This window comes from Aliiroseovarius conchicola, assembly GCF_041403445.1.
GTDB classification, from domain to species: Bacteria; Pseudomonadota; Alphaproteobacteria; order Rhodobacterales; family Rhodobacteraceae; genus Aliiroseovarius; species Aliiroseovarius conchicola.
In genome coordinates this window covers 29,793-43,556 of sequence record NZ_JBGEHL010000011.1, presented here as the reverse complement: position 1 = coordinate 43,556, position 13,764 = coordinate 29,793, and the positions used below count along the sequence as shown (strand labels likewise).

13 protein-coding genes are annotated in these 13,764 nt (G+C 54.2%); 2 read left to right on the top strand and 11 right to left on the bottom strand.

Annotated elements, in window-relative coordinates; genetic code table 11:
• Positions 1–2: 2 nt before the first annotated feature.
• Positions 3–911, bottom strand: a complete 909-nt coding sequence (locus V6N04_RS15415; protein ID WP_371171086.1) for a pseudouridine-5'-phosphate glycosidase — start codon at positions 909–911, stop codon at positions 3–5.
• Positions 908–1,801 carry a PfkB family carbohydrate kinase gene (locus tag V6N04_RS15410; protein WP_371171085.1) on the bottom strand — a complete coding sequence of 298 codons (894 nt, stop codon included), beginning with the start codon at positions 1,799–1,801 and terminating at the stop codon, positions 908–910. Before V6N04_RS15410 ends, V6N04_RS15415 begins: the two co-directional genes overlap by 4 nt.
• 316 nt (positions 1,802–2,117) lie before the next feature.
• On the opposite strand from V6N04_RS15410, the gene rpsB reads away from it, so the two are divergent.
• Both rpsB and tsf read left to right on the top strand, forming a co-directional pair.
• Positions 2,118–2,900 carry a 30S ribosomal protein S2 gene (gene rpsB, locus V6N04_RS15405; protein WP_371171084.1) on the top strand — a complete coding sequence of 261 codons (783 nt, stop codon included), beginning with the start codon at positions 2,118–2,120 and terminating at the stop codon, positions 2,898–2,900.
• Between the two features lie 109 nt (positions 2,901–3,009).
• A complete protein-coding gene (gene tsf / locus V6N04_RS15400; protein ID WP_371171083.1) occupies positions 3,010–3,885 on the top strand; it encodes a translation elongation factor Ts in 876 nt (291 codons plus the stop codon).
• A gap of 474 nt (positions 3,886–4,359) precedes the next feature.
• On the opposite strand, the gene V6N04_RS15395 is transcribed toward tsf, so the two are convergent.
• The 9 genes from V6N04_RS15395 to argE all read right to left on the bottom strand — a co-directional run bounded on the left by V6N04_RS15395 (position 4,360) and on the right by argE (position 13,764).
• A complete protein-coding gene (locus V6N04_RS15395; protein WP_371171082.1) occupies positions 4,360–5,115 on the bottom strand; it encodes a helix-turn-helix transcriptional regulator in 756 nt (251 codons plus the stop codon).
• Positions 5,116–5,565, bottom strand: coding sequence for a type II 3-dehydroquinate dehydratase (gene aroQ / locus V6N04_RS15390; protein WP_371171081.1), 450 nt, complete (start codon positions 5,563–5,565; stop codon positions 5,116–5,118).
• A 411-nt stretch (positions 5,566–5,976) separates the two neighbouring features.
• Positions 5,977–7,005 carry a hypothetical protein gene (locus tag V6N04_RS15385; protein WP_371171080.1) on the bottom strand — a complete coding sequence of 343 codons (1,029 nt, stop codon included), beginning with the start codon at positions 7,003–7,005 and terminating at the stop codon, positions 5,977–5,979.
• Positions 7,002–8,186: a Gfo/Idh/MocA family protein gene (locus V6N04_RS15380; RefSeq protein ID WP_371171079.1), complete on the bottom strand. Its 1,185-nt coding sequence runs from the start codon at positions 8,184–8,186 to the stop codon at positions 7,002–7,004. The genes V6N04_RS15385 and V6N04_RS15380 overlap by 4 nt, the downstream gene beginning before the upstream one ends.
• On the bottom strand, positions 8,183–9,364 hold the full coding sequence (locus tag V6N04_RS15375; RefSeq protein ID WP_371171078.1) for an ROK family transcriptional regulator: 1,182 nt from the start codon (positions 9,362–9,364) through the stop codon (positions 8,183–8,185). Before V6N04_RS15375 ends, V6N04_RS15380 begins: the two co-directional genes overlap by 4 nt.
• Complete coding sequence (locus V6N04_RS15370) at positions 9,361–10,212, bottom strand: carbohydrate ABC transporter permease (RefSeq protein WP_371171077.1); 852 nt, start codon at positions 10,210–10,212, stop codon at positions 9,361–9,363. The genes V6N04_RS15375 and V6N04_RS15370 overlap by 4 nt, the downstream gene beginning before the upstream one ends.
• Positions 10,205–11,080 (bottom strand): carbohydrate ABC transporter permease, encoded by an 876-nt coding sequence (locus V6N04_RS15365; RefSeq protein ID WP_371171076.1) that lies wholly within the window; start codon positions 11,078–11,080, stop codon positions 10,205–10,207. Before V6N04_RS15365 ends, V6N04_RS15370 begins: the two co-directional genes overlap by 8 nt.
• 213 nt (positions 11,081–11,293) lie before the next feature.
• A complete protein-coding gene (locus tag V6N04_RS15360) occupies positions 11,294–12,424 on the bottom strand; it encodes an ABC transporter substrate-binding protein (protein ID WP_371171075.1) in 1,131 nt (376 codons plus the stop codon).
• A 206-nt stretch (positions 12,425–12,630) separates the two neighbouring features.
• Positions 12,631–13,764 carry an acetylornithine deacetylase gene (gene argE, locus V6N04_RS15355; protein ID WP_371171074.1) on the bottom strand — a complete coding sequence of 378 codons (1,134 nt, stop codon included), beginning with the start codon at positions 13,762–13,764 and terminating at the stop codon, positions 12,631–12,633.

Below are 13,764 nucleotides of genomic sequence, written 5' to 3'. Positions count from 1 at the left end.
CCTTATGCGGACATCTCCCCCGCAATGCGCGCCGCGAGGCGCGCATTGTTTTTGACCAACGCGATGTTGGCCGTCAAAGACGCACCATCTGTTGCGTGAAAAATTCTGTCCAGCAGGTATGGCGTCACGGATTTTGCTGCGACGCTTTCTGCTGCAGCCGCAGCAAGAGCTTCCTCAATCACCGGGTTGATCACATCTGCGGAAATCTCTGCTTCCACCGGGATCGGGTTGGCAACCAATTGACCACCTTCTAGGCCCAACGTTGCGCGAACATCGGACGCCTTCGCAATCGCTTCCGGGTCGCCTAAGGATAGTGGCGCGGGAAGGCCGGAATCGCGCGACCAGAACGCGGGGAAGTTCTTCTGTCCATAGGCGATCACAGGTACACCCAATGTTTCGAGCACTTCTAGGGTTTTGGGGAGGTCCAAAATAGCTTTTGCGCCAGCAGCGACCACAGTGATTGGAGTTTTCGCCAATTCGCGAAGATCAGCCGAAATATCGAAGCTTTGTTCAGCTCCGCGATGTACACCGCCAATGCCGCCGGTTGCGAAGACACGAATACCAGCCAGATGCGCTGCGATCATTGTGGCTGCTACGGTCGTCGCACCGGTTCCCCCGGTCGCGATGCAAACCGCCATATCTGCGCGCGATAGCTTGGCAACGTTCTGGGCCTGTCCAAGAGCCTCCAGTTCATCGTTGGTAAGGCCGATATGAAGTCGGCCATCCAACACAGCAATGGTCGCAGGAACGGCGCCGTTTTCCCGAATGACATCCTCGACTTCACGGGCGGTTTCGACGTTTTGGGGCCAAGGCATGCCGTGGGTGATAATCGTGCTTTCCAACGCAACGATCGGCTGCCCCTTATCGCGCGCAGCAGCGACTTCTGGCGAAAAATGCAAGGGCAGGGTCATGTGTCTTCTCCTGAGACATAGCGCGCGGCTGTTTCTTGGGCGTGGGCAAGGGCGTCCATGGGCCGTTTTCCCGATATCTCGGCCGCGATATGAGCGGCCATGAATGTGTCTCCGGCGCCGGTGATCCGACGAACGCGAACCGCGGGGCAGGGCGTTTGGATCACGCCATGCGTCTTGCTGCCGTCTGCGGCAAAGCTTCCGCCATCGGTGACAAGAACCCGGTTCGCGCCAGCGTCGAGCAATCCTTCTGCAGCCTCCAACGCGTTGTCGAACGAGGCTTGCGCGAGGTAACCGGCCTCTTCCCGATTGACGTATAATGTGGCGCCGGGATGCGACATCAACGGCAGAAGACGCCGGGCTTTGCCCGGGCTGGCTGGGGCAACCCGCAAGTCAGCGGCAGAGAAACTGGTTCGCTCTGCCAGATCATTGAGCAAGGCCAATGTCAGGTTGCCGTCCAGTGCGACAACACCGGAATAGGGCGAGGCGGTGGACCCCAACGTGCCGTCTTCCAATGGTGATAGGATCGCTTCGCCCACTGCCTCAAGCGAATGAGCATCAGCCAAAGCCGCGACCAGACCCTGCGGACCCTCGATGGCCATATAGACGTCGGTGGGCAGGCCCGAGGCGCGGTGAACGAAATCTGTGACCATACCGCGTGCGCTGCATTCCGCCATCAGTTCTTCGCCCTCGGCGTCACGCCCGATCGCGGTGAGCAGTGCAGGACGCAGCCCGAACCGTTGTACGGTCATCGCGATGTTCATGGCCACGCCACCCGGCAGCCGCTTGATCCGCCCTGGTTCGTCAGATCCGATCCGCATGGAATGTTCGGTGCGCCCGATCACGTCCCATAGCACTGAGCCGATGCATAGAATGTCATGTGTCGTATTCATCTGTCCTATTTGCCGAGGATTGGCGGGTGACACAAGATAGGAAGTACGTTGATCCGTATTGTTGGTCAGACAATCACGTTGGCCCCGGAAAATACGGCTATTTCAGCAGTTTTTGGGGTTGTCACTGTGTGGTGAGGGGGCTATATGCGCCAAATCAATCCACAGGCGGGGTTGGGCTGACAAGGGAGACATCCTTGAAAGTCCGCCGGTTGAGCCGGGAATTGACCAAGGAAATACGCTGTGAATTCAGTTTGTTTTCAAGGACATGAACCGCTCGTATGGCTCCGCCAAGGTAGAAACCGGAAAGGAAAAGAACATGGCACTGCCTGATTTTTCGCTGCGTCAATTGCTAGAAGCTGGCGTACACTTTGGTCACCAGACCCAACGTTGGAACCCTCGTATGGGTCCGTTCATCTATGGTGAGCGCAACGGAATTCACATTTTCGACCTGACGCAAACCCTGCCGATGCTGGACGCGGGCCTGAACGCTGTGCGTGAAACCGTCGCCAAAGGCGGACGTGTGTTGTTCGTTGGCACCAAGCGTCAAGCTGCTGGTGCAATCGCTGAAGCGGCTGAGAAGTCGGCCCAGTACTACATGAACCACCGTTGGCTGGGTGGCACGCTGACCAACTGGCAGACCGTGTCTAAATCGATCAACCGTCTGAAAGAGTTCGACGAGAAACTCGCAAACGGCGCAGAAGGCCTGACCAAGAAAGAGCGTCTGGGCATGGAACGTGAGCAGGCAAAACTGCAAGCGTCGCTGGGCGGTATTCGCGAAATGGGCGGTGTTCCTGATCTTCTGTTCGTCATCGACGTTAAAAAAGAAGCTCTGGCCATTGCTGAAGCCAACAAGCTGGGCATCCCGGTTGTGGCTGTTGTCGACACGAACTGCCCGCCAGAAGGCGTTGACTACATCATCCCAGGCAATGACGACGCGGCACGTGCGATCGCACTTTACTGCGACTTGGCTGCCCGCTCGGCTCTGGACGGCATGTCGGCTCAACTTGGCGCTGCTGGCGTTGATCTGGGCGCGATGGACGACGCACCGGTTGAAGAAGCTGTTGCTGAAGTCGCTGAAGAAGCTGCACCGGCCGAGTAATCGCCGCGCTAATGCGGGGCAGGGCGACCTGCCTCGTCTTTCGTCACAGAATTGATACGGGATCAGCGCACATCTGCGCCCGTGATCCCGAAACCTAAGGAGCTGAGATATGGCAATCACTGCTGCACTCGTCAAAGAACTGCGCGAATCCACAGGCGTTGGCATGATGGACGCGAAAAAGGCACTGGTCGAAACTGAAGGTGACATGGAAGCCGCTGTCGACTGGCTGCGCACCAAAGGTCTGGCAAAGGCCGCCAAGAAAGCTGGCCGCACGGCTGCTGAAGGTCTTGTCGCTGTTGCTGTAGCTGGCGGCAAAGGTGTCGCCGTTGAAGTGAACTCGGAAACCGACTTCGTTGCGAAAAACGCGGAATTCCAGGAAATGGTTGCGGGCATCGCAAACGCAGCGCTGAGCGCGGGCGATTTGGATGCACTGAGCGCGGCTGATCTGGGCGGTAAGTCAGTTGCCGACACGCTCACCAACAAGATCGCCACAATCGGTGAGAACATGTCCCTGCGCCGCATGGCGTCGGTCGCAGGTGAAACCGTTGTGACTTACGTTCACAACGCTGCGGCTGACGGCATGGGCAAGATCGGTGTTCTGGTTGCAATGACGGGTGGCTCGGAAGAGTTCGGCCGTCAGGTTGCCATGCACATTGCTGCGGCCAATCCGCAAGCGCTGAACGAGGCGGAACTGGATGCTGCTATCGTTGAAAAAGAGCGTACGATCCTGACCGAGCAAGCCCGTGAAAGCGGCAAGCCTGAGAACATCATCGAGAACATGATCAAAGGCCGCATGAAGAAATTCCTGGCCGAAGTGACCCTGCTGGGTCAGGACTTCGTGATCAATCCTGATCTGACGGTCGAAGCCGCTGCGAAAGACGCAGGCGCTGAGATCACCGGTTATGTTCGCATGGAAGTCGGTGAAGGCATTGAGAAAGAAGAAGCAGATTTCGCAGCGGAAGTTGCAGCAGCCGTTCAAGGCTAATCTGTTTCATCATGATTTTGAAAGGGTCGCTTCGGCGGCCCTTTTTATGTTCTGGCTTTGTGACGACCATGCGCGCACACGCTCACTGGAAGAATGTTGTGAAGGCGGCGCCAGAACACAAAGCGGCGCCAACGGGGAGGTTGACGCCGCCAAGAAACACACGGGACAGTGCGTATCTCTGAATATGTCCAGGAAAGTAAGCGCTGGTGTCTCTGGGAAGAATACTCCATTGACACCAGCAACCCGGTTTCCCGGAAGAATGAGACGCTGTCTGAAATCGCAGTACGTCCACCCCTTCAAGTTCCAACGGCTATAAAGCCACCACTCACGGAACACCTCTATACTGTACCAAAATTGTGGCAAATGGAAGTCATGGTTTCCGTACCGTAATGTAAAAAAATGGTGATGATCTGTTCTCGGACGGTCGACAATAGCACTCAAATCTTTCCAATACGGAGCTAAATCGCGACTAAATCAACTATCCGGTGAATAAATCTGGTTAAGGTAAGAAATCTTCAGAATCGCCTGAGCCGTCGTATCTGCCCCTAGTTTTGCACGTGCGATTCGCAGGTGTTTTTCAACCGTAGCGGTGGAAACTCCAAGGATGGTCGCGATATCCTGATTTGTTTTTCCGTCTCCGATCCACTCCAACACCTCGCGTTGGCGTGTTGACAGTTTTGCGCGATCTGTCTGCTGGGGCAGGGACAATATCTTCAAATGCGCAACATGGTTCATCGCTTCGATCCGCTTACCATGCTCGGCCCAAATTCCGTCTACGTCGGGTTGAGACAACCCGCGCTCGGCCGTCAGGGCAATCAACCCTTTCGACCGTTTAGAGGTTTCCGCAAACGAGATAGTGTACCCCGCGACAATGTCCATCTCTCGATTGATTTGCAGCACCTTCTGACCCTGCTCATCAATACTGTCCATGTTGTCTTTGATCCAACTCCAACTGCACGATCCAACATTTCCAAAGGCCCATCGGATCATCGGTGAATGACGATAGATCTCTTCGTCTAAATAGAGCCTACGAATGTACTCGGACGCGTGCGAATAGAGGATGAGTGAATCTTCGCGGGGCCCAAGTGAATTTTCGGTCATAAAATGGGTGAAGCCATAGACCAGCCGATCGAAGCCAAACTCAGACATGGCCTGACAGTGAATGTCCCACAAAGTCGAGACCGACCGACATTGGCAAATCTGGTCGACGTAATCCAGTAAGCGATCCATTCAGGACGTCTCATTTTCTGCGAGATGGGCCAGCATGGCATCGATTGCCAGAACATATCCATGAGGGCCGAAACCGCAAATCTGACCAACGGCGACTTTTGCCAGATAGCTGGTGTGACGGAAGGTTTCGCGCGCATGAATGTTGGACAGATGAAGCTCGATCGTTGGAACCGCCGCCGAAGCGACCGCGTCCATGATGGCAATCGACGTGTGCGTATAGGCGCCCGCGTTTAAAATGATACCGTCATAAGTACCGCGCGCGGCGTGAATACGGTCAATCAACGCGCCCTCATGGTTGCTTTGGTAGCAATTACATTTCGCACCGTGCAACACCGCGTGTTCAACACAAAGCGCGTCAATCTCTGAAAGGGTGGTGCGACCGTAAACCTCCGGCTGACGCTGACCCAACATATTCAGGTTCGGCCCGTTCAGAACCAGCAACGATACCATTTCACAATCCCTTCTCTCAGCAACATTTTGCGCTGCTATTCAATCAATTGTCGAGAAAGAACATGAAATCGAAACAAAACTCAATATCTGATTGAATTGTCTTATTCGTTGTTGCGTTAGGTTTCTGCAAGAAAGCAGGCTCTCTCATGCGGACGCGCCCGTGGTTGCAAAGGATCCGTGCTTAGAAAACAACCGCGCGATCTCTGTTTACTGGAAGTTTGGGCTCAAAACGTGTGACCTAATGGACGGAACGTAATTGGGGCTATTACTGCCAAGATTGGCCGGACGATGGGTGAAGGTGACGTTGCCACGGTTTTCGTGGCGACCATCAGATACCAGTATGACCGGAGATGAGCCGGCAAAGGGCGTCCACGACGGAACAGGCTTGTATGTTTGGTTGTTTTACCGCGCCTAGGCGGTCGCGGAATTCGGGAATTCGCTCAGGCAAATCAAACTTCTATCATCAAAAAAACTCGTTTCAGAGCTTCCCTTGGTGGACGCTAACCCGTCCAGACAGTAAGGGTCGCGCTCAATCATCTTGTGATAGTTCGCTTCCCACGCAGAGATCCCAATGTCGTCCGGGGCAGGGCCATACCCATCCGAAAATAGCTCTAATGATGTCAGTTCAGATAGTTTCACTGTCCGGTCAATTGCAGCGCCCGATGGAACAGTTATGCCGTTTAAAATTGGATACCGCAGTATCGACGCAGATGACGCATTTGCGTATCTCGGTTGGCAAACAATCCCGTCCTGTAAAAACATCTCGACCTCAAGTCGCACCTGATCGAGGGTCAGGTTTGACGCCGGATATCCCGCAATCTCAACAGCATACTTGTACATTGCATCGACAGCGTCTGCTGTCATTTGTGATGCCAGAACACTTGAAATGATGCCATTAGATTGCGCAAGCGCCATACCCTTCCACAGGACATTTTCACATATCTGATTGCTGTCTTGATGGCTTCTTCCGCGGGCAAGTAATTGATTGAACAATGAAATCCGCGCGGCGGTCGACGGTATGTCAGGCGTCACGGGCGTCTCTAATACTTCGTCTCCGTTGATGCGAATTCCGCTATCACCAAGAACGATCAACCGAAACCCGTCACCAGTTGGCAAAGCCAGCGCCGCCGTCGTGCAGGGACGACGAGTGGTGTTGCAGGCGTTCGTCATCAGCGCATCTGATAGCGCCCGATTTAGTTGTGTGATGATATCATCCGTCGGCAACAGTTGCAGTTGCCCCGCCCTTGCCAAGGACAAAGCCGCTGAAGCCACCGTTTCAGCCGCAAACAATCCCGGAGATCTGCCGTCAATCAAAAGCCCGGTAGCATCCGACGCTCCGTCGAAAATGCCGAAGAGTAAACTGGGCTCAATCACCATGGCATCATCACCCGGTATCGATCCGTTTCGATCCTTAGGGTGCGTAAAGTGCTCAATCTTCATGAGACCGACATACGTCCAGAAGAGACTGCACGAAGGTCGAACTTATCTAGCTGATCCCAATATGGCTGTAGATCGACCACTGTTCCACGACGGCGCGCCTCTTCAATCGCCATCGCGGCAACCCCTGCTTCAAGCGCATCTACGATAGAGACAGGCAGCACTGAAAGTTGCCCACGGAAAAAACGTGCCAACTCGTCCGCCATCTTGCGATCAGCGCCATAATGGTCGACCAGAGCGTTTGGATCACCCGTATAATCCCGATCCACCAGTCGTTGCTTCGACCGCGCGTCTGTCACATGTAGATACCCACGCTGGAAGTCCCCTTCCGCCATACCTTCGGTGCCGATCAGGCAAAAGTGACGCGATTCATCTGGTGCATTCAGGTTCGTGTGAAAAGACATCGAGACACCGTTTTCATACGTAAGGATCGCAGTTTGATGGTCTATGATATCTGCATCTGTTTCGAATGGGTCGTCGGCCGATTGCCAGTGGCTTTGGGTTTGGTGGTACAGTGAGCGGTGGTCCGCTTCTATTGGCCGGTTCTCAGAAAGAAACGTGCCGCGCCCACCGAAACTGGCAACGCGGAGTGGGCGTGATTTGAGAAGCCAAGAGTATATGTCGAGGTCATGGCAGCATTTCTCCAGCATATATCCGCCCGACCATTCGGATTTCCGTCGCCAGTCACGCATGAAGAACCCGCCATGCTGTGGTTCGATATGTTCATTGGCCTCCAGCGATACAATACGGCCCAGATGTCCGGTCGCTATGGCGTGTCGGAGGTCGCCCATCTGCTCGGAATAGCGCAGGACTAAGCCTACCATGACCCGGTGCGCTCCGTGTTCGGCCAATAGCTTGGCCAGTTTCCAAGTATCATCCAATGTTGTCACGACAGGTTTTTCTGAGAAGACTTGCAGTCCAGCTTCTAAACCTGACCTAATTTGACTTATATGAAGGTGATTGGGCGAACCCACGAACAAAAGATCAGCCGATGAATTTGCAAGCATCTTGTCTGTATCGTCGTATATCGCCACCTCCGACGGGTCGCAAAAGTCGGCCAATCTAGACGGATCGGGATCTGCTAGTGCGACGATGCGCATTTCTGGCATGGCTTCACGCAGATAACTCAGAACTTTATGGCTGCGTTTTCCAAAACCAGAGACTGCGATGCGGAAATCTTTCATGCGCTCCAAAACTCTCCAGTTTGCGATACTGGCGCCGGATGATCTTGGTGTTGAGGGGGGGCGACACCGTTCAAAAACTCTCGTTTTGCCATTTGACTTGCCAGTTTGGCCAAATGAGCGAGGGGATAGGCGATGACCTTAGGTGGCGGGTTGGTTGGGCCGTCCTCGCCAGCAATGTTCTGGCCCAGAGGGGCGATGTATATGCGCCGCGCGAGGGCCTCGAGAATGTCTTCGGGAATACGAGCACACAGGTAAACGGCCTCGAAATCAAGCAAGGCCAATGCTATTCCGGCGGCCTGCCCAATGCTGTGCGCAGCCGTATCCAGCCACGCTTTGAGCACTTGCGATTGTGAATTAGACAAGGCTTCAAACCCATCCCATTCGCTCCAGTCGCTGCATCCGCTGGCCTCTAGAAAACGCGCTTCGATAGGTCGGGCGGCCGTGTCCGTGAATATCTGACCAATCTCGCCAGCATTGCCAAATCGACCTTCGATCAATCGCCCCTCGCTCACCAAACCGCCGCCAATGCCGGTTCCGATTCCGATACAGAAGAAATGTCGATAGGGCTGTTCCTGAGCGACATGAACTGCCAGAGCTTTACCATCATTTCGGATCGTAGCTGGAACGCCCAAGCGGGTTTCCATGTGGGCATGAAGGTCTATGGCCGCCCATCCCTCCATGTCCCAGCGCGCCGCAAACCGTTTGCCGCGCGAAATGAAGAAGCCCTGCACAACAATTCCGGCACCAACAAGAATGGCGTCCTTGTTGGCATCAAGCGCTTGAGCGACAAGCGCATCTACTGTCGCCAACTGTTTTGCTGCGTCTGTCCATTCCTGTACATCTTCAAGCATTGTCAAATCGGCGCCCGCAATGTCCGACAAAAGCACCCTGACCCGACTGGACGAGATCGATATCCCAAGCAACACCAACTTGTTTGGCATCACTTGAACCAAACCAGGGGGTTTGCCTCGGCCGTCGGGGTCACCGCGACGCTCTTGCAATATTCCAGCCTCGACGAGCGGACGAACGGCACGCATCGCTGACGGCGCAGAAATCCCGACAATATCAGCCAGGGCATTGCGAGGAGTCTCTGGCGCTTTCAGCGCTTCTTTCAACAAGATGCGTTGGTTTCTGGTCAGATGAAATGGAAGCCGCCGTAGGTCGAGAGCAATTGTCATCCTTTGACACCTCCTCCAGAGAAGCCCTGAAGGACGTATCTTTGAGTTAGCATGTAGATCAAGATGAGCGGCAGCGTGGAGATCACCGATCCGGCCATCAACAATGTCCAGCTTGCCTCATACTGGCTGAATAATGACATCAATCCCAGTGGCACCGTCTTAAGTTCGGGCGAGTTAAGAAACAGCAATGGGCGCAATAGTTCGTCCCAGTTGTTGATGAAGGCAATGACGAAGATTGATACGAGGGCGGGTTGCGCTAAAGGCAAATAGACCCGCCAGAACACCTGAAAGGGGCTTGCCCCGTCAACATATGCCGCGTCGGCGTATTCATCGGGTAGGGACGAGAAGTATTCTCGCAGCATGAACGTTCCAAATGCACCAACAAGGAATGAGGGTACGATTAGAGGCAGGAAAGTATCGATCCAACCTAAGCCTCGCATAATCAGGAACTCAGGGATGATTGTTACCTCGACCGGAACGAAAGCCGTCACCAACACAACCGCAAACAAGATGTTTTTGCCCGGCAATTCGAGCCGCGCGAATGCGTATCCTCCGAGTGAGCATGTGAATACCTGACCCAACGCCGCCGTGAAGGACACAAAGGCCGAATTGCGAAAGAAAACGACAAAATCGCGCTGCACCCAGACCTCGGTGTAGTTTTTCATTGGCTCGTCAGTAAACAGAAGCGACGGTTTGAAGCTTGGCGGCAGTTTGAAAACGTCGGTCGGCGTTTTGAAACTGGTAATCAACATCCAAAAAAATGGCATCAACGTCAGTATCGCATATCCCGCGAGGACAGCGTAAAGCGCGATCAACGTCGTTTTTGATGCAGAACGGGCGTTACTCATGGACCCACCTTTTTCGGAAATAAAAGTTCAAGAGCGTCAATAGGCCCAAGATGAAACATAAGATGTAGGACAGGGCCGCCGCATATCCGAGCTCGTATTCAACAAAGGCGTTTTGGTAAATCCAGAAGGCCAAAGTTGTCGAAGCTTGGTTGGGACCGCCACCTGTCAGGGCATAGGTGATCTCGAACGTTTGAGTGGACCGGACCATGGCAAGGATCAGCACAAAAAACAGGCTGCGCGACAGAAGCGGAATGGTGATCTTGAAGAACTGACGGACGGGTTTGGCACCATCAACGCGCGCCGCTTCATAAAGGGTTGGATCGATGGTTTGCAGCCCGGCCAGCAGCAAGATCATATAAAACCCCACGTCCTTCCAGATAGACACAAGCGCCACAGCCGGCAACGCCCAGAGCGGATCAGCTAACCAAGCGGGCGGGCTGTCGACGCCCAGCCACATCAGAAAGTTATTTAGCAGGCCAAATTTTGTCGAAAATATCCACCGCCAAGCCAATGTCACAGCAACCGTCGAAGTGATGTAGGGCAAGAAGAATGCCCCTCGGAAGAACGTCGAGGATTTGAGGCCGTTGTTCAGCAGAACGGCCAACACCAAAGCCAGAGATATGGACCCCGGCACGTATATCAGAGCGAAATAAGCCGTGTTGCCAAAGATCTTTGCGGCGGTCGGCGAGCTTAGGATATGGGCATAGTTATCCAGCCCCGCGAATGTCGCGGTGTCAAATATCTTCCAGTCATAGAAGGAGAGAGCGAACGACCAACCAATTGGGATCAGGCGAAATGCAATCAACCCGATGATGGTCGGCGCAAGAAACAAAAGTGCCGTTAAACGGATCTGACGGTTGTTGCGCATTGGTGCATATGTCCAAGAAAGAAAGTTGTGCCGCCCACGCAGGAAGAAACATGGGCGACACGTTGATCTTGCCGATTAACGAGACAAGACGTCGTTTCCATAAGCGGTGAAGGCGCCGATCGCTTCATCCAGCGACTTACGTCCGTTCAACACCTCGTCGATTTCGCCGTTCATGCCACTTTTGCCGGTGGAATCGTAACCGCGCCAGCTGCTTCAGCTCTTGGTGAAGCCGGTATAGGTTGGCTGTGCGCCAATCTCGAGCAAGATGCCTTTATTTGCGGGCATCTGGTCTTTTTCGAGCCAGGCTTCGCTGGTTGCGATTTCCTTATAGGCGGGCACTTTACCACCTAGGAAATCAGACGCACTGCGCCCTCCGCCAGACATGTGTTGTATGAATTCCCACGCCAGTTCCGCGTTTTCGGAACCCTCGCCAATGCTGAGCATGTCCGCCCATGCATAGGCTTTGGCGGTTTCCGGTGTCGCGTCCGGGCCCATCGGCACCTGGGCGATGTTCCATTTGAATGCATCGCCCACAATCTCGCGGTTGTTAGCGATGTTCCACGACCCATCAACCCACATCGCGGCCATTCCAAGACCGAACACGTCCTGTTGGCGAACACCTTCTAATTCCTGTGGTTGGGGCGCAACTTTATGCTCGGTCGTTAAACCGGTTACGAACTGTAAAGCACTTTTGGCTTCATCATTCAGCTCGATGGCTGTTTCATCATCGTTGACATAGCGACCGCCATTGCGAAACACCCAAGGCTCAAGATGTGCGTAACGTCCATAGACCCAATATCCGTACTGGTCGATGGAACCGTTGCCATCCTTGTCAACTGTCAGTGCCTTTGCCGCAGCAAGGAAATCATCCCAAGTCCAATCAGCGGACGGGGGTTCGATGCCTGCTTCTTCGAATGCCGTTTCGTTGTAGTACAAAACCGGGGCGACCCAGTTTTGCGGGAAGGCGACCCGCTTTCCGTCAATCTCTCCAACCGACGCAGCTCCGGCATAGAAGTTGCTTAGTTGCTCGTCTGACACCAAGTCAGAGATATCCAGAAGGTTTCCGGCGGCGGCCCATTCCTTCACAAAGCCAGATGACATCATGAACACGTCCGGCAGATCGCCGGATGCTGCCTGCGCAGACAGGCGTGGCCAATAGTCTTTTGGCGGCAAAGCCTGAGCTTCGACTTTAACGCCGGGATGGGAGGCTTCAAATTCTGCGATTGCGGCTTTCTCGACCTCAAGCTGGGTCGGATCCCAAGAGAAATAGGTGAGTGTTGTATCGGCTTCCGCTGACAGGGCAGAGGCCGTCAGGGCAGCAATGGCGATGGTCCCAAGTTTCAAGGTGAATCCTCCCAGACTAATTTATTTCACGATGAAATTAATTAGGTATGCACATTTGGGCAAGTGCTTTCTCGATCGTCCGCGACGCCACATTGCCTCTGATTGGATGCCTTGCCGTCTTTTCCGTGTTAATAATCGGTCTCACACCTGCCGATCAGGCCGGCAAAATTTGGTGGTCTAAGCGACGTCCGCATATCGTTTTCTGTTCAGCTGAGATCCGATAACACGCGGTTCATCATGGCATTACAGGCTTGAAGTTCCGCAAACGCGAGCCCTTCATCCGGTTTATGTCCATCTGCGGCCATATCACCTGGGCCAACAACAACAGTATCCAGACCCAGTTCAGCGAAAAAACCAGCCTCTGTTCCAAAAGCTACTTTGGTCACTTGGTCAGAGGCGGCGAGGGACAGAGCCTGGCCAACGGCAGGGCTGTCAGGTGCAGTACTCAGCCCGTAATAAGCATTGGTTTCGGTGACCTGAACCTCTGCAAGGCCACCAAACGCCTCACTCACCTTTTCGGCCGACCGTTGGATTTGAGCATGAATTCTATGCGCAGGTAGGTCGGTTAGATGACGGAATTCCATCTCGATCTGCGTGAGGTCCGGCACGATGTTCAGTGCTTTTCCACCGATGATCCGGCCTACGTGCACTGTAGAGTAAGGAATATCATAGGCAGCATCGATTGACCCATCTGCCAGCAAGGCTTGTAAGCTGCGCATCTCGTCTACAAACTCTGCAGCGACGTGAATCGCGTTCACAAAGTTTGGCGCTAGCGCGCTGTGGCCCGATTGACCATGACAATCGATACGCAGCGCGACCTTTCCCTTGTGGCCTATCGCGACCTGCATCGAAGTCGGTTCGCCAACAATCACCATACGCGGCTTTCCAAGTAGCGGCGCAAGTTTGGGCATCATATCGCGGATCCCAATGCAGCCGATCTCTTCATCATAGGAAATGGATAGCGACAATGGCGAGGTCAGAGATGCATGTTGCGCCCGTTCTGCCAGCGCAAGGGCGGACGCGAGAAAACCTTTCATATCCGTCGTCCCGCGTCCAAGCAGCCGATCCGCCCTTCGTGTCAACGCAAACGGTGGACAAGACCAGTTCTGCCCTTCGACCGGGACAACATCAGTGTGGGCTGACAGGCAAACGCCCCCGTCGCCTGGCCCAGTTCGAGCAAACAAACCAGCTTTCGTGCCACATGGTGAAGGAATACGCGTCACTGTGAAACCAGCCGTCTGCAATAAATTCTGAACGTACTCGATCAGGTCCAGGTTGCTGTCGGCGCTGACTGTTGGAAACGCAATCAACCGCTCAAGGATTTCGAGTGTACGGCTCAT